Origin of the sequence: Massilia sp. IC2-476, from assembly GCF_020707295.1 — a bacterium.
Lineage (GTDB): Bacteria > Pseudomonadota > Gammaproteobacteria > Burkholderiales > Burkholderiaceae_D > Telluria.
In genome coordinates this window covers 27,879-54,285 of sequence record NZ_JAJFER010000007.1, presented here as the reverse complement: position 1 = coordinate 54,285, position 26,407 = coordinate 27,879, and the positions used below count along the sequence as shown (strand labels likewise).

The 26,407-nt window shown below is 68.7% G+C and carries 17 protein-coding genes; 9 read left to right on the top strand and 8 right to left on the bottom strand.

The genetic code is table 11. The features are described 5' to 3' along the window. Positions 1 to 8 precede the first annotated feature (8 nt). Genes LK539_RS18090 through LK539_RS18075 form a run of 4 tightly spaced genes read right to left on the bottom strand, consistent with a single transcriptional unit; the run spans position 9 to position 8,065 of the window. The gene (locus LK539_RS18090) at positions 9 to 938 is read right to left on the bottom strand and encodes a diguanylate cyclase (protein WP_227802454.1); all 930 of its coding nucleotides are present in this window, start codon (positions 936 to 938) and stop codon (positions 9 to 11) included. Next, positions 935 to 4,399, bottom strand: coding sequence for a hybrid sensor histidine kinase/response regulator (locus tag LK539_RS18085; RefSeq protein WP_227802453.1), 3,465 nt, complete (start codon positions 4,397 to 4,399; stop codon positions 935 to 937). The genes LK539_RS18090 and LK539_RS18085 overlap by 4 nt, the downstream gene beginning before the upstream one ends. Then, the gene (locus LK539_RS18080; protein WP_227802452.1) at positions 4,396 to 5,763 is read right to left on the bottom strand and encodes an oxygenase MpaB family protein; all 1,368 of its coding nucleotides are present in this window, start codon (positions 5,761 to 5,763) and stop codon (positions 4,396 to 4,398) included. Before LK539_RS18080 ends, LK539_RS18085 begins: the two co-directional genes overlap by 4 nt. Before the next feature lie 58 nt (positions 5,764 to 5,821). Next, positions 5,822 to 8,065, bottom strand: coding sequence for a TonB-dependent receptor (locus LK539_RS18075; RefSeq protein WP_227802451.1), 2,244 nt, complete (start codon positions 8,063 to 8,065; stop codon positions 5,822 to 5,824). Between the two features lie 299 nt (positions 8,066 to 8,364). Here LK539_RS18075 and LK539_RS18070 point away from each other — a divergent pair, with 299 nt between their 5' ends. Continuing rightward, positions 8,365 to 10,176: a family 43 glycosylhydrolase gene (locus tag LK539_RS18070; protein WP_227802450.1), complete on the top strand. Its 1,812-nt coding sequence runs from the start codon at positions 8,365 to 8,367 to the stop codon at positions 10,174 to 10,176. Here the strand turns inward: LK539_RS18070 and LK539_RS18065 are convergent. Beyond that, on the bottom strand, positions 10,099 to 11,097 hold the full coding sequence (locus tag LK539_RS18065) for a DMT family transporter (protein ID WP_227802449.1): 999 nt from the start codon (positions 11,095 to 11,097) through the stop codon (positions 10,099 to 10,101). The genes LK539_RS18070 and LK539_RS18065 overlap by 78 nt on opposite strands. 133 nt (positions 11,098 to 11,230) lie before the next feature. On the opposite strand from LK539_RS18065, the gene LK539_RS18060 reads away from it, so the two are divergent. From LK539_RS18060 to LK539_RS18030, 7 genes are all read left to right on the top strand, one after another. After that, positions 11,231 to 12,526, top strand: a complete 1,296-nt coding sequence (locus tag LK539_RS18060; protein WP_227802448.1) for an extracellular solute-binding protein — start codon at positions 11,231 to 11,233, stop codon at positions 12,524 to 12,526. Positions 12,527 to 12,534: 8 nt separating this feature from the next. After that, complete coding sequence (locus LK539_RS18055) at positions 12,535 to 13,416, top strand: carbohydrate ABC transporter permease (RefSeq protein WP_227802447.1); 882 nt, start codon at positions 12,535 to 12,537, stop codon at positions 13,414 to 13,416. After that, positions 13,413 to 14,258: a carbohydrate ABC transporter permease gene (locus LK539_RS18050; RefSeq protein ID WP_227802446.1), complete on the top strand. Its 846-nt coding sequence runs from the start codon at positions 13,413 to 13,415 to the stop codon at positions 14,256 to 14,258. Before LK539_RS18055 ends, LK539_RS18050 begins: the two co-directional genes overlap by 4 nt. A gap of 14 nt (positions 14,259 to 14,272) precedes the next feature. Beyond that, positions 14,273 to 15,379 (top strand): ABC transporter ATP-binding protein, encoded by a 1,107-nt coding sequence (locus tag LK539_RS18045; RefSeq protein ID WP_227802445.1) that lies wholly within the window; start codon positions 14,273 to 14,275, stop codon positions 15,377 to 15,379. 29 nt (positions 15,380 to 15,408) lie between these two features. After that, positions 15,409 to 16,416 carry a LacI family DNA-binding transcriptional regulator gene (locus tag LK539_RS18040; protein ID WP_227802444.1) on the top strand — a complete coding sequence of 336 codons (1,008 nt, stop codon included), beginning with the start codon at positions 15,409 to 15,411 and terminating at the stop codon, positions 16,414 to 16,416. Positions 16,417 to 16,579: 163 nt separating this feature from the next. Beyond that, entirely contained in the window at positions 16,580 to 19,408 is a 2,829-nt protein-coding gene (locus LK539_RS18035; protein ID WP_227802443.1) for a TonB-dependent receptor, read from the top strand. Positions 19,409 to 19,418: 10 nt separating this feature from the next. Further along, on the top strand, positions 19,419 to 20,384 hold the full coding sequence (locus LK539_RS18030; protein ID WP_227802442.1) for a glycoside hydrolase family 43 protein: 966 nt from the start codon (positions 19,419 to 19,421) through the stop codon (positions 20,382 to 20,384). On the opposite strand, the gene LK539_RS18025 is transcribed toward LK539_RS18030, so the two are convergent. Next, on the bottom strand, positions 20,347 to 21,327 hold the full coding sequence (locus tag LK539_RS18025; protein WP_227802441.1) for an alpha/beta hydrolase: 981 nt from the start codon (positions 21,325 to 21,327) through the stop codon (positions 20,347 to 20,349). The genes LK539_RS18030 and LK539_RS18025 overlap by 38 nt on opposite strands. 4 nt (positions 21,328 to 21,331) lie before the next feature. After that, positions 21,332 to 22,282 carry a 2-hydroxyacid dehydrogenase gene (locus tag LK539_RS18020; RefSeq protein WP_227802440.1) on the bottom strand — a complete coding sequence of 317 codons (951 nt, stop codon included), beginning with the start codon at positions 22,280 to 22,282 and terminating at the stop codon, positions 21,332 to 21,334. Positions 22,283 to 22,400: 118 nt separating this feature from the next. Here LK539_RS18020 and LK539_RS18015 point away from each other — a divergent pair, with 118 nt between their 5' ends. Then, on the top strand, positions 22,401 to 23,534 hold the full coding sequence (locus tag LK539_RS18015; protein ID WP_373889560.1) for an SMP-30/gluconolactonase/LRE family protein: 1,134 nt from the start codon (positions 22,401 to 22,403) through the stop codon (positions 23,532 to 23,534). Here LK539_RS18015 and LK539_RS18010 read toward each other — a convergent pair. Further along, positions 23,531 to 26,320, bottom strand: a complete 2,790-nt coding sequence (locus LK539_RS18010) for an EAL domain-containing protein (protein ID WP_227802439.1) — start codon at positions 26,318 to 26,320, stop codon at positions 23,531 to 23,533. The two genes, LK539_RS18015 and LK539_RS18010, sit on opposite strands and share 4 nt — an antisense overlap. Positions 26,321 to 26,407 lie beyond the last annotated feature (87 nt).

Genomic DNA, 26,407 nt, shown 5'->3' with positions numbered 1-26,407 from the left:
GGCTCCGTCTACTGGACGGCGCAGGCATCGAGCCCGCGCCAGGCCACCTGGTTGCGGCCGGCCTGCTTGGCCCGGTAGAGCTCGGCGTCGGCAGCTTCGAACAGGTCGGCCGCCGAACCTGGGTCGTCCGGCGCCAGGGTGGCGCCGCCCACGCTGGCGGTCAGCACCGGCGCGACGCTCGACGCTTCGTGGGTGATCATCAGGCCGGACACGGCCTCGCGCAGCTGCGCCACCACCTGGCAGGCTTCCAGGGCGCCGGTCTCGGGCAGCAGCAGCACCATCTCTTCGCCGCCGTAGCGCGCCGCCAGGTCGGCCGGGCGCCGCATCGCGCCCGCGGCCAGGCGCGCCACCGCGCGCAGGGCGCGGTCGCCGGCCGGGTGGCCGTAGCGGTCGTTGTACTGCTTGAAGGCGTCGATGTCGAGCAGGGCCAGCGACAGCGGGCGGCTGCTGCGCCGCGCGCGCTGCCACTCGAGCGCATACACTTCGTCGAAGCGGCGCCGGTTGGCCAGCTCGGTCAGGCCATCGATGTTGGCCAGGCGCTCGAGCATCCGGCGCTGGCGCACCACCTGCAGGTGCAGCGCGACGCGCGCCATCACCACGGTCTGGTTGAAGGGCTTCGTGATGTAGTCCGAGGCGCCCATCTTGAGGCCGCTCGCTTCGTCTTCCGGCCGGTCCAGGCCCGAGATGAAAATCACCGAGATGTGCGCCGTCTGCGGCTCGGCGCGCAGGCGGCGCAGCACCTCGTAGCCGTCCATGTCCGGCATCATCACGTCGAGCAGGATCAGGTCGGGCAGGTGGCGCAGGGCGCGCTCCAGGGTCTGGGCGCCGTTCCGGGCCAGCAGTACGGTGTATTCGGGCATCAGGAGTTCGCCCAGCACGTCGCGGTTGACCGCGTCGTCGTCGGCGACCAGCACCTTCTGCATCTCCACCCCATTCATCGGGCGTCCTCCATGCTCAGTTCCAGGCTGGCGGCCAGGCGCGCCAGCGGCGCCAGGGCGGCGCCGTATTCGAGGTCCAGCACCGCGCGCCGCAGTTCGCCCAGCACGGCGTCGTGGGCGCCACCATGCAGCAGGGCTTCCAGCTCGCGCAGGACGTCCTCGGCGCGCGCGTCGTCCTGGTGCAGGTGTTCCTGCAGTCGTCCCAGCAACTCTGCCAGCGCGGCCGGGTCGGCCCGGCGTGGCTGCGCCGCCTCGGCCAGCTGCGCCAGGGCCGCCAGCACGGTCTCGGCGGCGTGCACCAGGCCCGGGACCTGGGTCGCCAGGCGCTCGGCCTGGCCGTTGCGCAGGTCCTGTTCCAGGCGATGCGCGCTGGCCGCCAGTTCGAAGGCGCCGACGTAGGCGGCGCTCGACTTCAGGTTGTGCGCCAGCGACTGCAGGCGCGGATGGTCGCTGGAGCCCAGGGCTTCGCGCAGGATGCGCGGCGCATCGGCGTATTCGCGCACGAAGCTGCTGGCGCGCTTTTCCAGGCGGCTGCGCTGGCCGTCGACCTTTTCCAGCGCACGCTGCCAGTCGAGTCCGGGCACGCGGGGCAGCGCGGCCAGGCCCTCGAACTGGATTGCCGGTTGCGGCTGGGCGGCCGGCAGCGGGCGTCCTGCCAGCCGCGTCGGGTCGATCCACTTGAGCAGAGCGCAGAACAGCAGGTCGGGGTCGATCGGCTTGGTGACGTGGTCGATCATGCCCGCTTCCAGGCTCCGGGCGCGGTCGCTCGGCAGCGCATGCGCGGTCATGGCCACGATCGGCAGCTTGCGCAGGCGCGGATCGGCCAGGATCTCGCGGGCGGCGTCCAGGCCGTCGAGTTCCGGCATCTGGATGTCCATCAGCACCAGGTCGTAGTCGCCTGCTTTTGCCATGCGCACCGCCTCGACGCCGTTGAAGGCCACGTCCACCTGCATGCGGGCGGCGGCCATGAAGTCGAGTGCGACTTCGCGGTTGTTGGCATTGTCCTCGGCCAGCAGGATGCGGGCGCCATCGAGGCGCGGCAGCTCGGCCACCGAGCTCATTGGCGCCATTGCGGGCGGGGCCAGCGGGCCGAGGCCCGCTCCCTGCGGAGACAGTGCCTGCAGCATGCTGTGGTAGAGCAGGGCCGGGGCAACCGGCTTGTGCAGGAAAGCGTCAACCGGGAGCTCGCCTTCCTGCTCCAGCACGGCGTCGCGGGTGCACACCGACACCATCAGGATCGCCGGCGGCGCCGCGCCGGGGCTGGCGGCGTGGATGCGGCGGATGGTCTCGACCCCGTCCAGGCCCGGCATCAGGTAGTCCATCAGCACCACGCCGTACGGCTTGTCGCCCTGGCGGGCCGTGGCGAGCGCCGCCAGGCATTCCTCGCCCGAGGCAACGGTGTCGGTCTGCACGCCGAGCGCGTCCAGCATCTCGGCCAGTGCCGCGCGCGCGGTGGCGCTGTCGTCGACCACCAGGGCGCGCACCTGGCGCAGGGCGACCGGGCGCGCCGCCGCGGCCTCGTCCGCTGGCATGCCGAGCGGCAGCGTGAAGGCGAAGCGGCTGCCCTTGCCGGGCGTGCTGGTGGCGCCGATGGATCCACCCATCAGCTCGACCAGCTGGCGCGAGATCGACAGGCCCAGGCCGGTGCCGCCGTACTTGCGGGTGGTCGAGCTGTCGGCCTGGGTAAAGGACTGGAACAGGCGCGCGATCTCTTCCTCGCTCATGCCGATGCCGGTATCGGTCACCGAGAATTCGAGGGTCACGCGCTCGTCCAGGCGTTCCACCACTTCGACTGCCACCACGATCTCGCCGCGTTCGGTGAACTTGACGGCATTCCCGGCCAGGTTGACCAGCACCTGGCCCAGTCGCAACGGGTCGCCCACCAGGTGCTGCGGCACGCCGGGGCCCACTCGGAAGACCAGCTCGACACCCTTGGCGTCGCTCTTCACGCTGATCACGCTCGAGAGGTGGTCAAATGATTCGTTCAGGTCGAAGGCGACGTCCTCGATCGCCAGCTTGCCGGCTTCGATCTTGGAGTAGTCAAGGATGTCGTTGATCAAGCCTAGCAGGTGCTCGCCCGCGCCCAGGATCTTGCTCAGATAGTTGCGCAGCTTGGGCGGCGCGTCGCCCATCAGGGCCAGGCGGCTCATGCCGATGATGGCGTTCATCGGCGTGCGGATCTCGTGGCTCATGTTGGCCAGGAATTCGGATTTCATGCGCGCCTCCGCTTCCGCGCGCAGCATCGCCTGCCGGGTCGCCTTGCTGCGGATGCTGATCATGCGCAGGAACATCAGCATGTCGATCGTGACGCCCAGCTGCAGCGAGTGCAGGGTCCAGAAATTCGCCGGCAGCACGCCCACGGCCAGCATGCCCTGAACCACGGCGCCGCCTGCGCTGAAGAACCAGCTGAACAGGAAAAACAAGCCGATCTCGTCGCCGGCGCGCATGCGGCGCCAGGCGCCGGGCAGGCCGAGGAACATCGGCAGGGCGCCGATCGTCATGGTGAACACCATCAGGGCGCGTTGGCCCACCAGGCCGGCGCCCCACAGCACGGCGGCCAGGATGCAGACGGCCGCGCCGCCCCTCATGATGCGGCTGAAGCGGCGGTCGACGCCGGGCCGCGCCAGGATCTGTTCCACGAACAGGTAGGCGCCGGCGGAGCCGATCTGCGAGGCGATACCCAGCACGTGGATGCTGAACCAGGCCTGGCCACGCCACAGGAACTGCTCGCCCAGGCCGAACCAGGCCATCGAATACAGGGTCAGGCCGCCCACGTACATGGCGTATTTCAGGTACAGGGTCTCACGCAGGGCCAGCCACTGGCCCAGGCTGTAGGCGACCAGGCAGAGCGCGAGGCCGAGCAGCAGGCCTTGCAGCATCTGCTCGCCCAGCGCGGCGCGGTTGTAGGCGTCCGGCCGCATGATGCTGATCGGGGCCACGCGCGAACCCACGGTGAATACCCGCACCAGCAGGGTGTAGTCGGCGCCAGGTTCCAGCGTCAGCGCCACGGCCGGCACACGCCCCTTGAGCGCCCCGTCTTCCGGCAGGCGGCGCCCACTGCTGGCAAGCTTGCGCAGGCGCCCCTCGTGTTCCAGGTAGAACGCCACTTCGTCGAGCATGCCGAAGTCGATCTGCACCACCCAGTCGCGCGGCGCATCAGGGGCCAGGCGCAGCGGGATGCGCACCCAGTGGGGATCCTTAACCAGCTTGAGCACGCCGCGCGAGGTGGTCGGCGGAGCGTAGCGGGCCCCAAGCGCCAGCGCGGCGGCGGCGTCGAGCCGGCCACCCTCGTCGACTAGCACCGATGTGGCGGGCCAGGCGTCGACGCTGGAGGTTTCCGGGCCGAGCACGAGCGGGGCGGGGGCGGCGGCGCCTGCGCTCGCGCAAGCCAGGAGCAGCACCAGGGCCAGCAGCAGGTAGCTGCGCAGGTGCGCGCGCAGCATAGCGAGGGTAGCGATCATGCGGGCGTTCCTCCGGCCGTGGTGGAACGGCCGGCGAGCCTGTCCTCGACCCGGTTCAGCCAGCGCGGTGCGTCCGGGTCGCTGCGCCAGTCCTCGAAAGCGGCGTCGACCTGGTTGAGCAGCGCATCGGGCAGGCGCAGCGGGCGGGTCTGGTCCATCAGGAAGCGCGACACCAGGCGGTAGCCGGCTACCCGCGTCAGCATGCGGCTGATCGAAAAGCCCGGCACGAACAGGCGCAGCACGGCGTCGAAGGCGCGCACGGCGCCGAAGCACAGCCGGAACAGGATGCGCGAGGCCAGCGACACGCGGCCGTTGAGGCCGAGGTCGCGGCTGGATTGGGGGCCGCAAAGGCGGCGCGTCAACAGGGTCGGGAAGCTTTTCAGGATCCGCAGCGGGATCTGGTTTTCCATTTCCCGCATGAGGGCCGCGGCGAGGGGCGGGCGCGGGTCGTTCTCGCGCGGCGCCTTGCGGGCGCGCGCCTGGATGTCGGCGAAGCGCGCCTCGGCGTCAATCATGGTCCAGGCCATGAGCTCGCGCTCGATGCCGAGCAGGTTGCCCAGCACGTTCCAGGCATGCAGGTAGGCTTCCTCGTCGCTGCGCTCGAGGCCCAGGCCGAGGCGGCGCAGCCCGCGCAGGAACACGAAGTTGAAGGTCAGGAGGGTGTAGGCCAGTTCTTCCTGGTTGCAGGGCAAGCCGCGCTCCGCGCTGTCCCAGCCGTGGGCGTAGAGCAGGTGGTACATGCCGCCGCCGGCCGGGCGCAGCGGCGCCAGCGGCGGCGCGGCCACGGCTTCGCTAGCTGGCGGAGCGCCGCGCAGGATCAGGTGGCGGATGGTCGCGTGGATCAGGCGCACCTTGAGGGCCTGGGCCACGCCGAAGCCCTGCGGCGACGTCAGGCCGCCGCGCATCATGACCGGGAAGATCATGGCGGCGGTGGAGCGGATCCGGTAGTCGGTGTGCTGTTCCAGCTGGCCGGCGGCGTGCAGCACGGCGGACAGGTCTGGCAGCACGTAGCACTCGGGCAGGCTTGCGCAGAACAGCAGGGTGCAGGACAGCATGCTCATGTCCATGAACAGGTGCTCCGCGCGGTCGATCTTCTCCACATCGGCCCAGTCGGGAAGCTGCCAGCAGCGCGCCAAGTAGTCTTTCAGGGCAGCGCTGAGCTGCGGATCGCAATCCGGCCCTGGCTGCCAGGCTGCGAGACCGCCGTTGCTGTCCCAGCGCGCGAGCTCGCGGTTGAGCGCGGCGACGCGCTCGGCCAGTGCATGGGGACCGTCGGCGCCGGCCAGCAGGCGGGCGACGGTGTCGTCGGCGGGCGGGTCGGCCCGCATCGAGGGGGACGTCAAGGGCACGGCGTCGCGCTTCATTCAGCCTCCAGCAGAAGAATTCACGGATAAGGAAAAGCCGGGCGGTTCCCGGCACATGTCAGAAACGCAGCTCCAGGCGCAGGTCGGCCGTCCGCGGGGCGCTCGGCGTGGTCATGCCGAAGCTGTCGATCAGCGTCGGGCGCACCTTGTTCTCGATATTGCGCACGCGCGCCAGCAGACGCCAAGCGCCGGCTCCCGGCGCCCACGCCAGCGTGGCGTCGCTGCTGGTGTGCGCGGGCACGCGGTAGGTCAGCAGCTGGGTCGGGATGCCGAGGATGTACGCGCTGCTGGCGCGCGTGAATACGCCGGCGCTGAGCTGGCCGCCCGCAAGCGCCAGCCGCTGCTGGTAGCCGAGCGTGATCACGCGGCTCGGCGCCCGGTCCAGCTTGTGGCCTGCCCAGGACACGGTCGGCGTCGCCATATAGCGCACGTAGCGGGCGTCGAGCAGGGTGAGACCGTAGCTGAGGCGCCCTCCCGCGCCGACGCGCAGTTCGCCATCGAGCTCGAGGCCGCGGCTGCGCGCGGCGCCGGCGTTGCGGGTCAGGAGGCGCGGGGCGCCCGCGACAATCGCATTGCCGGTCAGCTGCAGGTTGGTGTAGTCGTAGTCGAATACAGCCGCATTGAGCGTGAGGCGGCCGCCCATCAGGCGCGACTTGACGCCGCCTTCCCAGGCGCGCAGTTCTTCCGGCTGGTAGTACAGGTACTCGGGCGTGACGGCGGTGGCAGCCGGGCAGGCGATGCCGAGGGCGCTGGCGCCGGCCACGCAGCCGTCGTTGAAGGCGCCCGCCTTGTAGCCGGTGGCCAGGCTGATGTAGGCCATGGTGCCTGGGGCCAGGTCGAACTCGGCGCCCAGGCGCCAGGTCGTGCGCCCTGTCGACAGGTCGGCGGCGCTCAGGATTCGGCGATCAAGGGCCGGGTTGAACACCGGGCCTTGCTGGAAGTCGGTCGAACCGACGCGCCACTTGCGGTCCAGCGTGCGGCGCGCACCGGTGGTCAGGCGCAGGTCCGCGCGGGCGCGCCAGGTCAACTGGCCGAATGCGGCGCGGCTGCGCGCTTCGGTACGCAGCGGGAAGGAGTAGTAGGGCGGCAGGCCGACCGGACGCAGGCCCTGGAAGGCATAGCTGGTGTCGGATTCTTCGCTGAACCAATACAGGCCGCCCTGCGCACTGAACGGGCCATCGCCATTGCTGGCGACGCGCAGTTCGTGCGAATCCTGGGCGTTGGCGCCGTCATAGGTGTTGATCACGCCGAGGGCCAGTGTCGGCGCGATCCGGTAATAGTAATTGTTGACCATCTGCTGGTCGAGTTCACGGTGCGAGCCGAGGTAGTAGAAGGTGGCCGGGCCCAGCTTCCAGCTCAGGTCGGCCGACAGGCCGCGCGCGCGGCGGTCCTGCATGCCCTGCACCGGTGCGATGTTCGCGGGGCGGAAGGCCATGGCCAGGCGCTCGTCGGTACTACCGGCTTTCCATGCCGGGGCGCCGCTCGAAACGCCGGTATAGAAATTGGTGTCGGGGACGATGCGGTCGTTGTTGTCGGTGACGAGGCTGTGGTCGTAGCGCAGCAGCAGCGCGGCGTCGGATCCAAGCGCGAGCTTGGCGCTCAGCCGGGCATCGCGGTCGTCGCGGTTCATGCCGGGCGTCCAGCGCGTGCCCTGCCGGTTTTCCAGGAAAGGGTCCTGCTTGCGCGCGCTGACGGCGGCGCGCAGGGCCAGCGCATCGTTCACCGGTACGTTGATGACGCCCTCGACCTTGCGGTTGCGATAGCTGCCCGCCTCCAGGGCGACGCGGCCTTCCAGCCGTGCGGTCGGCGCGTTCGAGATCACGTTGATCAGGCCTGCCGTGGTATTGCGGCCGTACAGGGTGCCCTGCGGACCGCGCAGCACTTCGATGCGGTCGACGTCGAGGAAGTTGGCGGTCTGGCCGGCCGGCCGCGCGATGTAGACGCCATCCCGCATGAAGGCGGCGGACGGGTCGCCCTTGTCGGTGGTGTCGTTATTGCTGATGCCGCGCATGCTCACGCGCAGGCCCGAGAAGGCCTGGTCGACGTGGACGTTGGGCAGCCGCGCACCGACCGAGGCCGGATTGTCGAGGCCGAGCTCGCGCAGCTGCTCGCCCTGGAGCACGCTGATCGCGACCGGGGTGCGCGAGATGGTGGAAACGGTGCGCTGGGCCGTGACCACGACTTCCGGAACGGCGTCTTCGTGGGCGGCCGGCACTTCCTGTGCCTTGAGCATGCCGCAGGCGACGCTGGATACGGCAAGCGCCAGCAGCTTGCGCGCCGGACGGACCTGCATGACTTTCATTTCAGACTTCCCCTGTTTCTTCTTGTTAATTCTCTCACTTTGGCCGCATCCCTGTTGTTCTATTTCGACAACTTTGCGATGATGCTTGGATGCAGCCCGGGCAGTCTAGCAGGTAGTGACAACGGGCAATAGTCCTACAAAAATAATTGAACGAAAATATCATCCAGCTACAACGATTGACTAGACAATTTAGCCAGAATGGCAAGGCCGAGGCCCACCCGTGCGCCGCCGGACACACGAATAGAATATTTTTTGGGCAATAACAGGCGTCCTGCCCCGGGCGCCCACGAGGAGACCCCATGATGCGATTCCTGCGACTGCCCGTCTGCCTGGCGGCGCTGTTCCTGGCCTGCGGCGCCGCGGCCCAGTCCGCTGCCGCGAGCACCTATACCAATCCGCTGCCGCTGCGTTTGGCCGACGGCAGCCTGGCCGAGAGCTGCGCCGACCCGGCGCTGCTGCGCGACCGCACCTCGTCGCCCACCGTCTGGTACCTGTACTGCACCATGGACCCGGTCAGCCGCAAGGAACGCGATGGAGCGGGCTGGAAGTTCCGCATGATGCCGGTCTACCGCTCGGTCGACCTGGTCAACTGGCACTTCGTGCGCGACTCCTTCGACCGGCGCCCGGCCGGCCTCGCGGGCCCGAAGGCCGGGCTGTGGGCGCCCGAGCCGGTGTACCAGAACGGCAGCTACTACCTGTATTTCACGGTCACCGACGTGGCCGACCGCCACAGCCCGGAAAAGGGCTGCGAGGCGGACAGCGGCATCGCGGTGGCGACCAGCGCTTCGCCGGCCGGACCTTGGAAAGCGGTGGAGCGCCCGGTGGTGGCGCCGCGCCGCGCCGGCGCCGGCTGTAACTTCCAATGGACCTTCGATCCGGACGTGGTCGAGGACGGGCAGGGCGACCGCTGGCTGTATTACGGCAGCTACGGCGGCGGCATTTTTGTCCAGCGCTTGTCGAAGGATGGGCTGCAGGTCGAAGGCAATGCCGTGCGCGTGGGGGCCGCCAACCGCTACGAGGGCGCCGAAGTGGTGCGGGTGGGTAAATACTGGTACATGTTCGCGTCCACCACCGACTGCTGCCGCGGCCCGCTGACCGGTTACGCCCTGATGGTTGGCCGCGCGACCAGTCCGGAAGGCCCCTTCCTCGACCGCGAGGGCAATGACATGGCCGCCGCGCGCGCCGGCGGCACCCCGGTGCTGCCGCAGAACGCTAACCGCTGGGTCGGCGCAGGCCACAACAGCGTGTTCCAGGACGCGGCCGGTCAGTGGTGGACGCTGTACCACGCGGTGGACCGCAACCAGGGTTATTTCAGCGTCGAGGACAAGCTCACACGGCGCCCGCTGCTGCTGGACCGTGTCGATTGGGTGGATGGGTGGCCGGTCATCAACCGCGGTGACGGGCCGTCGGACCGCCCCATGCAGGGGCCTGCGGTCACCCCGGGACCGCTGCCGGCGGCGCTGCCGGCGGCGCCTACGCCGGTGGCGACCACACCGCTGTGGAGCGAGCGCTTCGACAAGGCCCAGCTGGACGCACGCTGGAGCTGGATCCGCCCGCGCGCAGCCGGCAGCTGGAGCAGCGGCCAGCCGGGCCTGCGCCTGTCGACCCAGCCGACCGACCTGCATGTCGACACCAACAGCGCCGCCGTGCTGGCCACGCCGCTGCCCGAAGGCGACCTGCGCATCCTGGCGCGCATCCGCCTGGACGCGCCGCTCGACTGCTGCGAGAAGCCGGTGCAAGCCGGGATCGTGGTGATGGGCGACGACGACAACTACGTCAAGCTGGTGGAGCTGGCGCACGAGGGCTTGCGCCAGGTGGAGTTCGGCAAGGAGCTGGCGCCGGTCGCCAGGGGCTATCCGCGCTACGGCAACACAGTGGCCGGCACGCCGGGCGAATGGACCTGGCTGCGCATCGACATCCGCCGCGTCGGCGACGAGGAGCACTACACGGCCTGGTCGCAGGCCGAGGGCAAGACCAAGGGCGCCTGGGTCGGCGGCACGACCTGGACCCACCGCCTGGGCGGCAAGGCCCGCCTAGGGCTGGTGGCGATGGGCGGCGCCGGACACGCCGTCACGATCGACGAGGTCCGGATCGAGCGCCTGCCGCGCTGAGTCGTCTTGCGCTGCATGGGCGTGCACCGACCAGGTCACGCCCGCCACCAGCAGCACGATCGCGGCCAGCTCCAGCGCGCGCGGGCCGTGGCCGCGGTACAGGAAGCCATACAGCAGCGCGAACAGGGTCTCGAACAGGATCAGCTGGCCGGACAGCGTGACCGGCACGCGCCGGCTGGCCACGTTCCACAGGCCGTTGCCGATCACCGAAGCGCCCAGCGCCACCAGCGCATTGCAGGCCCAGAACAGCTGCCAGTCGCGCGCCGGCCCTGCGTCCGCCCCGATGCCGAAGACCCAGGCGACGCAGCCCAGAGCCAGTGCGATCACGCCGGTCGCGAGGCCATACAGGGCCGACCACTGGGTGCTGGAGAACTGCGGATTGCGCTTCAGGTAGCGCGCGTTGTCGAGGGCATACCAGCTCCAGCACAGCAGAGCGCCCGCCGCGCACAGCATGCCGAGCAGGATGTCGCCGGCAGACGTGCTAGGGCCGGCATGCAGGAAGCTGTCGACGTTGATGCAGGCGATGCCGGCCGCCACCAGCAGGAGCGGCAGCGCCAGGCGCCGCAGCGGCAGGGCGCCGTGGTCGTTGCGGCCCATCAGGGTGACCACCACCGGCAGCATGCCGATGATCAGGGAAGTCGGCGCCACCCCGGCATACTTCACGCCGGCCGCGAGCAACATGTAATACACGATGTTCCCCGCCAGCGCATGGCGCAGCAGCGCCGCGTAATCGGCAGGCAGCAGGCTGGCCAGCAGGGACTTCAGGCGCGGAAGCAGCAGCACCAGGGCCATGGCGCCGTAGGCGGTATAGCGGCCGACCGCCAGCTCCAGGGGCGAGAACGCCGCGAGCAGGGCGGGCGCGATGAACACCAGGCCCCACAAGGCCCCTGCAGCCAGGCCGCACAGCACACCGATCCACATCCCCGTCCACCCGCCAAAAAGGCTGATTCTACCTCGCACGCATTCATGCCTGCAGGACAGCCCCTATTAATAATTATTTGCTAGTATTAATGATAAAAGAGTGGCATCCCACCAGATCGACCAGGAGACAGGCTTGACCCCATTCACGTTGCGCCTCGCCGGCGCGGTGCTGGCAGCGCTGCTGTGCGCACCCACGTGCGCGTTGGCGCAGACCGAAGTGCGCATGTGGACGCTGCTGAGCGGCGGCGATGGTGCGCGCATGGCGGCGCTGGTTGAACGCTTCAATGCCAGCCAGCGCGAGGTGAGGGTGGTCAGCACCACGCTGAAGTGGGGCGAGCCTTTCTACACCAAGCTCATCACCTCGTCCGTGGTCGGCGCCGGTCCCGATATCGCCACCGTGCACCTGTCGCGCATGACCAACCTGGCCGGCGGCGGCGTGCTGCGCCCGATCGCGCCCAACGAACTGCGTCAGGCGGGCCTGAACCCGGGCGACTTCTATCCGCGCCAGTGGGAGAAATCCCAGCACGCCGGCAAGACCTATGCGATTCCGCTCGACCTGCACCCGCTGGTCCTGTACTACAACAAGAACCTGGTCGGCAACGCGGGACTGCTCGACGCGGGCGGCAATCTGAAGCCGATCCAAGGCATCGATGCCCTGACAAGCGCCTTCCGCGCCGTACGCCAGGCCACCGGCCGCCCCGGCATGACGATGGAGAGCAACCAGAGTTCCTACGCGGTGTTGCGGTTGTGGCTTTCGATGCTGGCCCAGCGCGAGGTGCCGCTGATCCAGAACGGGCGCTTCGCCTACGGGGCCGCCGGCGTGGATTCGCTGACCCGCATCAGCGACTGGTTCGCCAAGGGCTATGCCCAGGCCGGGCTGAACTACCAGGCTTCGACCAGCCAGTTCATGGGCGGTAATGCCGGCTTCATGATCAACGGCGTGTGGGAAGTGCCCGAGATGGTGCGCGCGACGAAGCAGGGCACCCTCGGCTTCGAGTACGGCATCGTGCCGTTGCCGCGCATGTACGGCAACGACAGCGTCTGGGCCGATTCGCACGCCTTCGCGATCCCGGCCAACGAAGGCGAGCCGATGTCGCCGCAGAAGCTGCGCGCCGTAATGCGCTTCATCGCCTTTGTCACCAAGAATTCGCTGACCTGGGCCGAGGGCGGCCACGTGCTGGCCTACCGGCCGGTGGCCGAGTCGCCGGCCGCGTTGTCCCTCATGCCCAATCGCCTGTATGCGGAGGTGGCGCGCAGCGTGATCTACGCGCCGGACGCCTGGTACATGGGCGCCGCCGGTCCGCTGGAGGCGATGGCCTCGAAGTACCTGCCGGCCGCGCTCTCGTCGCAACTCACGCCTACCCAGGCGCTGCGCATGTTCGAAACAGAAGCGGCACTCTTGCTGCGCAAGCGCGCGCCGCGCTACTAGGAGGGACGATGTCCAGGCACCATACCCAGGGCGGGCGCGGCGACACGCTGTCGGCATTCACACTGCTGGCGCCCTTCGCCATCGTGTTCCTGCTGTTCTTCTTGCTGCCGGCGCTCCAGACCTTCTACATGAGCCTGACCGAGAGCAGCCTGACCCGCACCAATGCCTTCATCGGCATCGACAACTACGTGACGCTGGTGCAGGACCCGTCCTTTTGGTCGGCGGTCGGCAATACTTTCTATTTCGCGCTGCTGACCGTGGTGCCGCTGACCGCGCTCGGCCTCTTGATGGCGCTGCTGGTCGACCACTTCACCCGCGCCAGCGCGCTGCTGCAGGGGGCCTTCTTCCTTCCCTACGTGCTGCCGATCTCGGTGATGACCCTGATCGCCGACTGGATGCTGCAGCCATCATCGGGCGTGATCAACCACATCTTCGATACCCAGCGCGCCTGGCTGGCAGACCTGACCTGGGCCCTGCCTTCGGTCGCCATCGCGACGGTCTGGTGGACGGTCGGCTTCAACATGCTGCTCTTCCTGGCTGGCCTGCGCAACATTCCGGCCGACCTGTACGAGGCGGCGGCGCTGGACGGCGCCCGCGGCTTTACCCTGTTCCGGACCATCACCTGGCCGGCCATGCGCCCGGTCGTCGGCCTGGCCCTGGTGCTGCAGCTGATCGCCTCGATGAAGGTGTTCGGCCAGACCTATATCCTGACCGTCGGCGGCCCCTTCAACACCACCCGCATGACCCTGCACTACATGTACGAGACCGCCTTCATCCAGAGCGACGCCGGCTATGCGGCCGCGATCGCGATGGCGTTCGTGGCGATCGTGGTGGCGCTGTCGCTGGCCCAGGCCGCGTTCTCGCGCTGGCTGTCGCGGGAGGGCGCATGAAGGGCACGCTGCACGCCCGCGCCAATGCCGGCTGGAGCATGGTCGGCGCCGTCGCGGCCGTTCTGCTGGTCGCATTGTGGGTGGCGCCGCTGCTGTGGGCCATGAGCACGGCGCTGCGCCCGGAGCACGAGACTGTCTCCGCTGTCTTCCATTGGTTGCCGCAGCAATGGACCTTGGCGGCCTTTGCCAAGGTGCTGGCTGCGGGCCGGGTCGGGCGCTGGCTATTCAACAGCGCGCTGGTGGCGCTGCTGGTGACGGTGGCGACGATGGCCCTGTCCCTGATGGCCGCCTACGCCTTTTCGCAGCTGCGCTTCCGCGGACGCTCGCTGCTGTTCGGCCTGACGATGCTGTCCTTCCTGGTGCCTTTCGAAGCCTTGCTGGTGCCGCTGTTCCGCGTCATGAACCAGCTCGGTCTGATCAACAGCTATGCCGGGATCGTGCTGCCGCAGGTGGTGGCGCCGGTCGTCATCTATGTGTTCAAGCAGTTCTTCGACACCGTGCCGGCGGACTTCCGCGAAGCCGCCGTGATGGACGGCGCCGGGCCGCTTCGCATCCTGTGGAGCGTCTACCTGCCGCTCTCGGGGAATATCGTGTGGGCGATGGCGATCGTCACCTTCATCGCCGCGTGGAACAACTTCCTGTGGCCTTTCATCATCGTCACCTCGAACGAGATGATGACGATCCCGCTCGGGCTGACCCAGACCTACGACGCCTATGGCGTCATCTATGCCCAGCTGATGGCGGCGGCCCTGCTCGGCGCGCTGCCGGTGGCGCTGGCCTATGTGCTGTTCCAGCGCCGGGTGACGCACGGCTTCCTGGCCGCCACCGGCCTCAAAGGTTAATCGACGGAGAGAGCATGGCATCTGTGCGCCTGCAAGGCATTACCAAGCAGTACGAGAACAACCTGGTCATCAAGGGCATCGACCTGGACATCGCGGACGGCGAGTTCGTGGTGCTGGTCGGCCCGTCGGGCTGCGGCAAGTCGACCCTGCTGCGCATCGTCGCGGGCCTGGAAGACGTCAGCTCCGGCACCGTGGAGATCGGTGGCCGCGACTGCACCGGCGTGGAGCCGGCGCGGCGCGGCATCGCCATGGTGTTCCAGAGCTATGCGCTGTACCCGCACATGACGGTGGCAGAGAACATGGGCTTCGCCCTCAAGCTGGCGAAGGTCCCGCGCGACGAGATCGCCGAACGGGTGGCGCGCGCCGCCGAGATCCTGCAGATCGGCCACCTGCTCGAGCGCCGTCCCAAGGCGCTCTCGGGCGGGCAGCGTCAGCGCGTGGCGATCGGCCGCGCCATCGTGCGCAAGCCCGAGGTCTTCCTGTTCGACGAGCCGCTGTCGAACCTGGACGCGGCCCTTCGCGGCCAGACCCGGGTCGAGCTGGCGCGCCTGCACCGCGAACTGGGCGCGACCATGATCTACGTGACCCACGACCAGGTCGAAGCCATGACCCTGGGTCAGAAGATCGTGGTCTTCAATGGCGGGCGCATCGAGCAGGCAGGCACGCCGCTCGAGCTGTACGAGCGGCCGGCTAACCAGTTCGTGGCCGGCTTCCTCGGTTCGCCGCGCATGAATTTCCTGCCGGGGGCCCTGGCAGGCGAGGAGGGCGCAACCGCCCATGTGCGCCTCGCGGGCGGCGCCGTGGTTCACGTGGCCGCCGACGCCGCCCATGCCGCGCCGGGCAGCGCGGTCACGCTGGGCGTGCGGCCCGAGCACCTGCGCGTTGAGAGAGAAGGGAGCGCCGGGATCCCGGCCACCGTGACCCTGGTCGAGTATCTGGGCGATTCCACCATCGTCTACGCCCAGGTCGAGGGCGTGCCCGAGATGGTGTCGCTCAAGTGCCGTCCCGATGCGCCCTGTCCGAAGAACGGCGAACGGGTGACGCTCGCCTTCGATCCAGCCCACGGCCACCTGTTCGATGCCGACGGCGCCGCGCTGCCGCGCGCGCCGCTGCCGCGATGAGCGAAACGGGCCGCGCCCGGCGGCCCACCATGACCGACATCGCCAAGCTGGCCGGCGTGTCGCAGTCCACGGTGTCCCTCGTCATCAACCACATGAGCGGGGCCAAGGTGTCCGCCGCCACCCGCAACAAGGTGCTGCGCATCGCGCGCGAGCTGGGCTACCCGGTGGAGCGGCCCGGCCATCCGGCCGCCGTCCACGAGCGCAACCTGATCGTGTATCTCACCGACGAGCTGTCCACCAGCCCGCACGCGATGCAGACCATCGACGGCGCCCGCGACGCGGCGTGGAAGCATGACTGCCTGCTCTCCGTGTACGCCACCCGCAGCGACCCCGAATACGAACAGACCATCCTGCAGCGGGTGCTGGGCGACCCCAGCCTGCTGGGCGTGGTTTACGCCACCATCTTCACGCGCTCGGTCTCGGTGCCAGCCCCGCTGGCCGGGGTGCCGACCGTGCTGCTCAACTGCCATACGCGGGAGCGCCTGTACTCCTCGGTGGTGCCGAGCGAAGTCCTGGGCGGCTTTGCGGCCACCACCCACCTGCTCGACGCCGGGCACCGCCGCATCGGCCTGATCAACGGCGAAGGCTGGATCGAGGCCGCCGCCGAGCGCCTCAAGGGCTACCGCCAGGCCCTGTCCACGCGCGATGTCCCCTTCGATGCGCAACTGGTGTGCGAAGGCGACTGGCAGGTGAGCAGCGGCCACGAGCACGCGCGGGCGCTTCTCGACCTGCCGGACCCGCCCACGGCCCTGTTCTGCGCAAACGACCTAATGGCCGTCGGCGCCATCGAAGCGGTGCGCGAGCGTGGGCTGGACGTGCCGCGCCAGGTCTCCGTGGTCGGCTACGACGACCAGGACATCGCCCGTTATACCCAGCCGCCACTCACCACAGTGTTGTTACCAAACTACGAAATGGGGCACTGGGCTGCAGAAAGTTTGGTCGCCCAGGTCAATGGCGGGGTAGCCCGGCGCACCAGCATGAAGATGGATTGCCCTCTGGTGGAGCGTGATTCCGTCGCTCCTTTTTGCCGGATTTGAGCGTTTCTTGAGTGCGCCATTGCGGTGCGATTTCGGATAGTTTTGTCATATTGGTCATAAATTATGAATTGCAATTCATGTTTATGACCAAACCCGATTCCAATAAGGGCGGGCCCGTCCACCACGAGGACGCCGGCATCGCCACGTTTTTCAGGAGACCTCGATGAGCACCTTGAAAGTTCGGCCAGTCTGCGCCGCCGTCATGCTGCTGTGCGCCCATGTCGGCTTTGCCGCCGCCCAAACTTCGACCCAGGCAACGGGAGGAGAAACCGGCCAGGCTACCCAGCCGACCGCTGAAAGCGGCACGCGAGAATCTGGCCAGGACGGCGCCGCGGCGCCGGCCCCCGCCGGCGGCGGCGTCGCCACCGTGACGGTGAGCGGCATCCGCGCCAGCATCCGTTCGGCCGAGCAGATCAAGCGCGATGCCGAGCAGGTGGTCGATTCGATCAACGCCGACGACATCGGCAAGTTCCCCGACCGCGCCGCCGGCGACGCCCTGCAGCGCATCGCGGGCGTCCAGGTGGGACGCAACCTGGGCGAAACCGGCACCGTGATTATCCGCGGCCTGCCGGACGTGGCCACGACCATCGAGGGCAACGAGATCTTCACGGGTACCGGCCGCCGCCTGTCCTACCAGGACCTGCCGGTGAATTCGATCGCCGGCCTGGACGTGTATAAATCCTCGACCGCCAACCAGTTCGAGGGCGGCATCGCGGGCCTGGTCAACGTGCGCCTGCGCACGCCCTTTGACTTCAAGGGCTATACCGCCAGCGGCTACCTGGAGACGCGCCGCAACTACGTCGAGGGCAGCGAAGGCACCAAGGACAAGAACAACCCGGGCCTGGGCGTGTTGATGAGCAACCGCTGGCAGACCGGACTCGGCGAGATCGGCGTACTGGTGGACGTGGCCTACAACAAGAACCACTGGAGCATGCCGGTGCAGTGGGTCGACCGTCCGGACCGGATCTTCTCCGTGAGCCCCGACGGCACCGCGACCCGCCTGAACGACGACCAGCCGATCGCCCCGCTGCGCCCGGGCGACCGCCTGGGAGAACTGCCGAACATCGGCGGCATCTACAATGCCGGCGAACGGGAACGCGGCAGCGTGCACGCCGCCTTCCAGTGGAAGCTCAACCCGGCGACCGAATTCACCGCCCAGTACCTCGGTACCAACTACCGGTCGCGCAGCGAAGTCGACTACATCCTGAACATCGCCACCTGGACGCCGCGCCTGCAGAACGTGGTGCTGGCCCCGCAGGGCGACTACTGCAACACGCCCGACGGCGTGATCTGCCCGATCCAGTCGGCCTATGCGCCCGCAGCGCAGTTCGGCGGTCCCTACGACTGGGATCCCTACACCGCCACCAGCACCTGGGGCGTGCGCGAGCGTACCGACACCCATTTCCTGAATTTTGGCCTGAAGTACCGCCAGGGCCCGCTGTCGGTCGACAGCAACCTGGCCTTCACCCGCTCCGACTTCATCAACGACACCGTGATCGTCGACCAGCAGATCCCGGGCGCCAGCTCCGCGGTCTATACCTACGGGCGCGACGGCCATGGCGGCTACAACGCCATCACCACGCCGACTTCCAGCAACCCGCTGCGCGATCCGAACCAGTTCGTGTTGCGCGGCATGGTGCAGAACTGGGCCGAGTCGCGCGGCGAGCAGGCGCAGTTCCGCACCGACGCCGTCTACCGCCTGGGCGGCGACAGCTTCATTACCGCCCTGACCGGCGGCATCCGCCTGTCCACCCGCGACGCCAGCTTCCATAGCGGCGAACGCGCCAGCGACCTGCCTGCCGGCGCCGTGCGCCCGTCGCCGATCGCCGCCTTTGGCCCGTCCTTCCAGAACCTGACCCCGGGCCTGGACCGCCTGGGCGGCCCGTGGTACACGCCGTCGCGCGACTTCCTGATCCATAACGCCGACCAGGTACGCGCCTTCTACGGCCAGCCGGCGGGCCGGGTGCCGGACGACCCGATGCGCCTATTCGAGCAGCGCGAGCGCACCGCCGCGCTGCACCTGGGCGCACGCTGGAAGGCCGCGCTGGGCGGCATCGACGTGACCGGCAATATCGGCGGCCGCCTGATCAAGGTCGACCGCAAGCTCGAAGGCAACCAGCGCATCGGCGACGTCGTCACGCCGATCAACCGCGACAGCGACGAGACCAACTTCCTGCCGAACGCCTCGGCCGTGGTGAGCTGGACCGACCGCCTGCAGTCGCACCTGAGCATCGGCAAGACCATCACCCGTCCGGCATTCGCGGACCTGAATCCGGCCCTGTCCCTGATTCCGCCGACCGTCAACGCACCGGGCACCGGTTCGGCCGGCAATCCGGACCTGGCGCCGACCGAGTCGATCAGCACCGACGCGACCCTCGAGTACTACTTCAAGGACAATGGCTACGCCCAGATCGCGCTGTTCCACCGCGATATCGACGGCTACCTGCAGCGCTTCGAGCAGCAGGAAACCATCAACGGCGTCAATTACCGCGTGACCCGCCCGCAGAACTCGGGCAAGGGCAAGCTGAAGGGCGCCGAGTTCGGCATCCAGAAATTCTTCGACTTCCTGCCGGGGGCCTGGAGCGGCCTGGGCGCGCAGTTCAACTACACCTGGACCGACGGCGAGAACCAGACCCGCACCCCGAACGGCGACTACCGCACCACCGCGCTGATCGACGTGGCGCGCCAGAGCTACAACTTCGCGCTGCTGTACGAGCACGCCGGCTGGACCGGGCGCCTGGCGGCCACCCGGCGCGGCAAGTTCGTGGAGCAGATCGCCGAGCCGCGCTTCGGCCAGGACCGCATCGTCAAGGCCTCGACTTATGTCGACCTGAGCATCGGCTATGCGATCACGCCGAACCTGTCGCTGAATTTCGACGCGATCAACCTGACCAAGGAACGCTACGAGAGCTACCTGGGCGACCCGATCCGTCCGCGCGACATCCGCTACACGCCGACGACGTATGGCTTGAGCCTGCGCTACCAAATGTAAGGAAAGCCAGATGCTGAAGACCTACTGCAACCCGGTCTATCCCGAGATCATGGCCGACCCCTTCGTGCTCAAGCACGAAGGACGCTACTACGCCTACGGCACTGCCCCCGACGGTCCCGGGGGCGGGCGCTTCCCGGTGCTGGTCTCGAACGACCTGGTCGACTGGCACCGCGCCTGCTATGCCATCACGACCCCGGGCGACGACCACTTCTGGGCGCCAGAAGTCGCCTACAGCGAGGGCAAGTTCTGGATGTACTACTCGCGCGGCGACATCGAAGGCAAGCACCAGAAGCTGCGGGTGGCGGTGGCCGACAATCCGGTCGGCCCGTTCACGGACTGTGGCGTGCTGCTGGTGCCGAACCTGCAATTCTCGATCGACGCCCATCCTTTCCGCGACAAGGACGGCCAGTGGTACTTGTACTACTGCGTCGACTTCCTGGAACTGGAGGACGACCACCGCATCGGCACCGGCATCGTGGTGGACCGCCTGGTGGCGATGGACCGCCTGGCGGGAGAGCCGCGCACGGTGGCGCGCCCGCACGCCGACTGGCACCTGTTCAAGAAGCAGCGCGCGATGTACGACGCGGTGTACGACTGGCACACGGTGGAGGGCGCCTCGGTGCTCGTCCACGGCGGCAAGTACTACTGCTTCTACAGCGGCGGCGCCTGGGAAAAGGAAAATTATGGCGTGAGCTACGTGGTGGCCGACCACCCGCTCGGGCCGTTCACCCGGCCGGAGGGGAGCGACGAAGCGCTCCTGATGCGCTCGCGGCCCGGGAACGTGATCGGCCCCGGCCACAATTCCTTCACCGCCTCGCCCGACGGCAGCCAGGACTGGATCGTGTACCACGCCTGGGACACCGCCATGACGGGGCGGCGGATGTGCATCGACCGCCTGGTGTGGGACGGCGGCAAACCGGGCACCGCCGGACCGACCTTTACGCGCCAGCCGGCGCCTGCCGGGCTGGTGCTCTAGCCGCCAGGCGCGCATTGATCCACGCATGGGCATGGGCGCAGGCCGCCCGGCCCATCGCAGTGGGGAAGTGGATCACGCCATGCGGGGCCTCGGGCAGGTCCTGCAATTCCACGTCCGCGACGTGGCGCCAGCGCGCAGCCATCTGTAGCGTGTCGTCGCGCAGCGGGTCGCGCCCGCCCGTGAACATCAGCGCCGGCGGCATGCCGGCCAGGTCGCCGTAGAGCGGCGACAGCGGCGGCGCGCGCCGCTGCGTGTCGTCCAGCCCGGGCGTCAAGAGGCGCAGGGCAGGGAGCATCGCCGGGCCGTCGAGCACCAGCGTGTCGCGGCCCGCGTTGCGTACGCTGGGGCTGCCCGCCAGATCGTAGACGCCGTAATACAGCACGGCCCCGGCAATCCGCTGCAATAGCGATGGCCAGGCCTTCAGCCGCAGCAGCGTGGCGGCGGCCAGGTGCCCGCCCGCCGATTCGCCGAGCACGATCACGGGCAAGTGCGCGCTCGCGGCCAGGCCGCCTTCCAGCAGCCACCTGGCCGCGGCCAGGCAGTCATCCATCATGGCCCCGATCGACGCTCCAGGCGCCAGGCGGTAGTCGACCGAGACCACGGTGACCCGGCAGGCGCGCACGACGGCGGCATTCAGCGCGTCGTTCATCTCGGGATTGCCGATCACCCAGCCACCGCCATGGATGTCCAGCACGATGCCACGCGGCGAAGCCGGGGGCCGCAGCACGCGCACCGGCACCCGCATGCCATCCGCCACGGCAGTCAGCCGCTCGACGGCAATGCCCTGGCGGCGCAACTTGCGGTCGGCGCCCAGTTGGCTCAGGCGCAGGAGAAGCTGCCCAAGCCGGGGCACGATCGGGTGCCGGTAGCTGAAGCGCGGCGCGCGCGCCAGCTTGTGGTTGAAGCGCCGCAGGTCTTCCAGCATGCGTTCGTCGACTTGCATGCGTTCAGCGCGCTACCGGGGTGAGGGTCGGTTTGCCGGCGAAGTGCGCACGCAGGTTGTCGAAGCACAGCTCGCGCATGGTCTGGCGCGCCTCCACCGTGAGACTGCCGACGTGGGGCGTGAGCACCACATTGTCCATCTCCCACAGCGCCGGCGGTACGATCGGCTCGTCTTCGAACACATCGAGCGCGGCCGCGCCCAGGCGGCCCGAGCGCAAGGCCGCCACCAGCGCCGCTTCGTCGACCACGCTGCCGCGCGCGATGTTGACCAGGGTCCCCTCCGGACCGAGGGCGTCGAGCACCGCCGCATCGACGCTGCGCTCGGTTGCGGCGCCGCCGGGCGTGCACGCCACCAGGAAGTCGCTCTCGGCGGCAAGCGCCATCAGCGAGTCGCTGCGCAGCGCCGGCTCCGGCCCCGTGCTGCGCTGGTAATAGCGGATCGCCATGCCAAAGGCGCGCAGGCGCTCCGCCACTGCCTGGCCGATGCGACCGTAGCCGTAGATGCCGGCGACCTTGCCGCGCAGGCTGCGCGCGGGACGCAAGGGGCGCTTTTCCAGCCAGTGGCCGGCGCGCACGTAGCGGTCGAGCATGGGAATGCGGCGCGACACGGCGAGAAGCAGGGTGGCGGCCAGGTCGGCCACGTCCTCGGTCAACACATCCGGCGTATTGGTGACCACGATGTCGCGCGCATGCAGCGCCTCGAGGTCGACCGCATCCACGCCGACGCCGTGTACGGCGACGATTTCCAGTGCCGGAAAGCGCGCCGCCAGCGCGGCATCGATCCCGACGGTGCCGGTGGTGAGCACGCCGCGCACCTGCGCCGCGTCGCGCTCGAAGAAGGCCGCCACCTCGGCCGGCGCCATGCGCCCCATCACGTAGCAGGTAAATTCCGCTTCGAGCGCGGACAAGGCCTCGTCGGGCCAGACATTCCCATAGACCGCAATGGCCGGTTTCATCGATGCTTACCTATCTCTGGTTCGGATGACGCATCCTACACGGTTTCGCCCGAATGGCTGCCTGTGGGTCTATGCGGGACGATTTGCCGGAACAGGACATCGCACCTACACTGCCGGTGTGCATCCATCACGAGCCACTCATGTCGCTGTCCTGCGCAGCTGTCTTCCCGCCATGCTGATCCTCCTGGCGCTTGCCGCCTACCTGAGCCTATGGCCGGTGCCGGTCGATCCGGTTGCCTGGAAAGCGCTGCCCGCCCCTGGCTACACGGGGCCCTATGCCACGAACGACAAGCTCGGACAGCAGCGATTCATTGCGCTGGAGGGCGGACAAGGTCCTGAACACGTGCTGGCGGCGCCCGACGGCCGGATCTACACCGGACTGCGGGACGGTCGCATCCTGCGCATGCAGGCAGACGGCAGCGGCAGGGAGCTGGTGGCTTCCACCGGCGGCAGGCCGCTCGGCCTGGCTTTCGATGCGCAGGCCGCGTTGATTGTGGCGGATGCCATCAAGGGCCTGCTCTCGATAGCGCCGGACGGCGCTACGACCGTGCTGAGCGACACGGTGGATGGGAGCCCGATCGCGTTTGCCAATTCGGTGACGGTCGCCCCCGATGGCCGCATCTACTTTACCGACTCGTCGACACGCTTCACGCCGGGGCGATGGGGTGGCACCGAGGAGGCGGCGCTGCTGGAGGTCCTCGAACAGAGCGCGACGGGTCGCGTGCTGGAATACGACCCGGCCACGCGCATGACCCGGATTGTCGCCCACGGCTTCTCGCTGGCGAACGGCGTCGCCGTCGGCGGCGACGGACGTTCGCTCTACGTGGCCGAGTCGGGGCGCTACCGGGTGTGGAAGATCGCGATGGCCTCGGACCGGCTCGACATCGGGATCGCGTCCACCGAGGCAAGCGTCCTTCTCGACAACCTGCCGGGCTTCCCCGACAACCTGACCCGTGGGCGCGGGGGCAGGATCTGGCTTGGCCTGGCCGGCCAGCGCAACGCCCTTGATGCGATGGGCGAGCGGCCCTTCTTGCGCAAACTCGTGCTGCGGGTGCCGCGCGCCTTGTGGCGCATGCCGCGGGCGTATGGCCACGTGCTGGCATTCACGGACGACGGCGCGGTCGTGGCCAGCCTCCAGGACCCGGGCGGCGCTTCGCTTGCCATCACCGGCGCGACCGAAACCGACGAGCGGCTCTACCTGCACAACGTGGACGGCAAGGCCCTGGGCTGGCTGCCACGTCCGGCCTTCTAGCCTTCCTTCGGCGGCGGCTGGCTGCCGACGAGTGCACGCAACTGCCCCAGCCGCATCGGCCGCGCCAGGTAATATCCCTGGGCCTGGTCGCAGCGCGCCGCACGCAGGAAGTCGCACACCTCCTGCGTCTCGACGCCCTCGGCCACGACCTCCATGTTGAGCGCGTGCGCCATGTCCACGAAGGCCTTCACGAAGTCGAAGGTGCTGACGTTTTCGTCCTGCTGGGTGACGAAGGAGCGGTCGAGCTTCAGCACGTCGATCGGGAAGCGGCGCAGGTAGGCCAGGCCGGAGTATCCCGTCCCGAAGTCGTCGACAGCGATGCGGATGCCCAGCCGCTTCAGTTCGCGCAGCATCGAGGCGGTGTGCTCGATGTCCTCGATCAGGGCGCTTTCCGTCAGTTCCAGTTCCAGGCAGGCCGGCGGCAGGCCGCTGTCGGCCAGCGCCGCACAGACCTCGGCGGCGAAGCCGGGCTGGGCCAGCTGACGCGCCGAGACGTTCACCGACACCATGACGCGGGTGCCGTAGTCGTCCATCAGGCGGCGCGTGCGGGCGCAGGCTTCGCGCAGCACCCAGCGCCCGATCGGGACGATCAGCCCGGTCTCTTCGGCGATACCGATGAACTGCTGGGGCGAGACCTGGCCGCGTTCCGGATGGTTCCAGCGGATCAGCGCTTCCATGCCGACCAGCGCCATCCCGTCCAGCGCATAGCGCGGCTGGTAGTGCAGTTCGAACTCGCCGCGCGCCAGCGCCGGCCGCAGCGAGACCTCGAGCGCCATGCGCTCGCGGGTCGCTACCGTCATCTCGGGCTCGAAGAAACGGTAGCGGTTGCGGCCGCTGTTCTTGGCGCGGTACATCGCAGTGTCGGCGGTCTGGAACAGCAGTTCGCGCGTCTGCGCGTCCTGCGGGTACATGCTGATGCCGATCGAGGCGCCGACGATGACATCGATGCCGCCCACGGCAATGGGCGCGGTGAGCACGTCGAGCAGCTTGTCGGCGATGCGCGCCGCGGCCGCCTGGCCAGTGGCGCAATGGGCCGCCACCACGAACTCGTCGCCGCCGAGGCGCGCGATGATGTCGGTCGGCCGGATCACCTTGCGCAGGCGCGATGCGACTTCGCACAGCAGCACATCGCCCGATTCGTGGCCGAAGGAATCATTGACTTCCTTGAAGCGGTCCAGATCCAGGAACATCACCGCCACCGAGCTGCCGTAAGGGGCGGCATCGAGCATCTGCTGCACCCGCTCGCCGAGCAGGGCGCGGTTGGGCAGCCCGGTCAGGGTGTCGTGGGTGGCCAGTTCCTGCAGGCGGTTCTCGGCCGCCTTGCGTCCGGTGATGTCGGTCATCAGGCCGGTCAGCGACAGCGCGCGACCCTCGTCGTCACGCTTGATGCTGCCGTTGAACAGCACGTGGATATGGTAGCCGTGGCGGTGCTGCAGGACCGCTTCCACCCCCTGCACCGTGGCCGGCCCCGCGTCCCACAGGTCGAGCGTCGGCAAGGGGCAGGACACGAACAGGTCGTCCAGTCTCAGCGCCAGCAGCATCTCGCGCGGGTAGCCGGACAGGGCGCACAGGGCCGGGTTGACGTCCTGCAGGGCGCCGTCGCGGCCGGCCAGCAGGTAGCCGGCCGGCGTCATCTCGATCACCTCGCGGAAGCGCCGTTCGCTCTCGCGCAGCTGGCGCTCGGCCTCGGCGCGGTCGCTCAGGTCGCGGATCACCGCCAGGAAGTATTCTTCGCCCTCATCGTCGAAGCGCGAGATCTGCACTTCGGCCGGGAAGCTGGTCCCGTCCTTGCAGCGCTTGTCGGTGCGCAGCAGCTGTGCCTGGCCGGCACGCAGGCCGGCCAGCAGGGCGCGACCCTCGGGGAAGCCGAAATTGACGTCGGTGGCCAGCATGCCGAGGAATTCGTCGCGGCTGTAGCCGAAGCGCGCGCAGGCGCGGTCGTTGACCGACACGATGCGCAGCGCGCCGTCGACGATCATGACGCTGTCGCCGGCCTGGTTGAACAGCTTGCGGAAGCGCTGCTCGCTCTTCTTCAGCGCGTGCTCGGCCTCGCGCTTGGCGGTGATCTCGTGAAAGTAGACCGAGATGCCGTCCGCGTGCGGATAGACGCGCGCCTCGATCCAGACCTGGCCCGGCTCCCAGAACACCTCGAACGCGTCGGCCTGGCGCGTTTGCATCGCGCGCTGGTAGCGCGGCAGCGAGGGCGAGTGCTGCAGGTCGGGCGCCACCTCGAGCAGCGGCTTGCCGATCGATTCGGCGGCGTCGACGCCGACAAAGGCGGCGGCCTTGCGATTGGCATAGGTGAGGCGCCAGTTGCTGTCGATGGCGAAGAAGGCGTCGCCGATGCTCTCCAACATGCTGCCCAACGCCGCCTCCGAGCGCAGCAAGGCTTCGCGCGCCTGCTGCTGTCCGGTGACGTCGCGCGCGGTGACGAACATGCGGCGGTGCGAGGCCGACCAGCGCGCCGCGCTCGCCATCTGGATCACACTGCCGTCCTTGCGCCGCACTCGCAGGGCCACGTCGGTACGCTCCGGGCAATCGCCATGCAGGCTGGCCTCGATGGCGCGGGCTTCGGCGTGCTGGCCGGGATCAAGGAGGTCGGTGTAATGGCGCCCGGCCAGTTCTTCCGGCTCGTAGCCGAGCAGGGCGCGCGCGGCGGCGTTCACGCGCAGGATGCGTCCGGCGCCGTCGTGCACCACCATGAGGTCGAGCGCATTGTCGATCAGGGCCGAGTATTCGGCGGCGAGCAGCGCCGAAGCGTCGGTGGAGCCAGTGGAAGTGTCCAAGATATTCACGAGTGTCGCGGCCGGCGCCGCCTGGAATGGCAGGACCGCTTATGCGCCCCGCATGCGTGAGTATAGCTGTTACCTTAG

Excerpts from the sequence above, each read along its gene's own strand:
- LK539_RS18070 (WP_227802450.1), top strand. The coding sequence starts at position 8,365 with ATGATGCGATTCCTGCGACTGCCCGTCTGCCTGGCGGCGCTGTTCCTG.
- LK539_RS18045 (WP_227802445.1), top strand. The coding sequence starts at position 14,273 with ATGGCATCTGTGCGCCTGCAAGGCATTACCAAGCAGTACGAGAACAAC.
- LK539_RS18065 (WP_227802449.1), bottom strand. The coding sequence starts at position 11,097 with ATGTGGATCGGTGTGCTGTGCGGCCTGGCTGCAGGGGCCTTGTGGGGC.
- LK539_RS18090 (WP_227802454.1), bottom strand. The coding sequence starts at position 938 with ATGAATGGGGTGGAGATGCAGAAGGTGCTGGTCGCCGACGACGACGCG.
- LK539_RS18080 (WP_227802452.1), bottom strand. The coding sequence starts at position 5,763 with ATGAAGCGCGACGCCGTGCCCTTGACGTCCCCCTCGATGCGGGCCGAC.
- LK539_RS18085 (WP_227802453.1), bottom strand. The coding sequence starts at position 4,399 with ATGATCGCTACCCTCGCTATGCTGCGCGCGCACCTGCGCAGCTACCTG.
- LK539_RS18055 (WP_227802447.1), top strand. The coding sequence starts at position 12,535 with ATGTCCAGGCACCATACCCAGGGCGGGCGCGGCGACACGCTGTCGGCA.
- LK539_RS18075 (WP_227802451.1), bottom strand. The coding sequence starts at position 8,065 with ATGAAAGTCATGCAGGTCCGTCCGGCGCGCAAGCTGCTGGCGCTTGCC.
- LK539_RS18035 (WP_227802443.1), top strand. The coding sequence starts at position 16,580 with ATGAGCACCTTGAAAGTTCGGCCAGTCTGCGCCGCCGTCATGCTGCTG.
- LK539_RS18040 (WP_227802444.1), top strand. The coding sequence starts at position 15,409 with ATGACCGACATCGCCAAGCTGGCCGGCGTGTCGCAGTCCACGGTGTCC.
- LK539_RS18020 (WP_227802440.1), bottom strand. The coding sequence starts at position 22,282 with ATGAAACCGGCCATTGCGGTCTATGGGAATGTCTGGCCCGACGAGGCC.
- LK539_RS18050 (WP_227802446.1), top strand. The coding sequence starts at position 13,413 with ATGAAGGGCACGCTGCACGCCCGCGCCAATGCCGGCTGGAGCATGGTC.
- LK539_RS18030 (WP_227802442.1), top strand. The coding sequence starts at position 19,419 with ATGCTGAAGACCTACTGCAACCCGGTCTATCCCGAGATCATGGCCGAC.
- LK539_RS18025 (WP_227802441.1), bottom strand. The coding sequence starts at position 21,327 with ATGCAAGTCGACGAACGCATGCTGGAAGACCTGCGGCGCTTCAACCAC.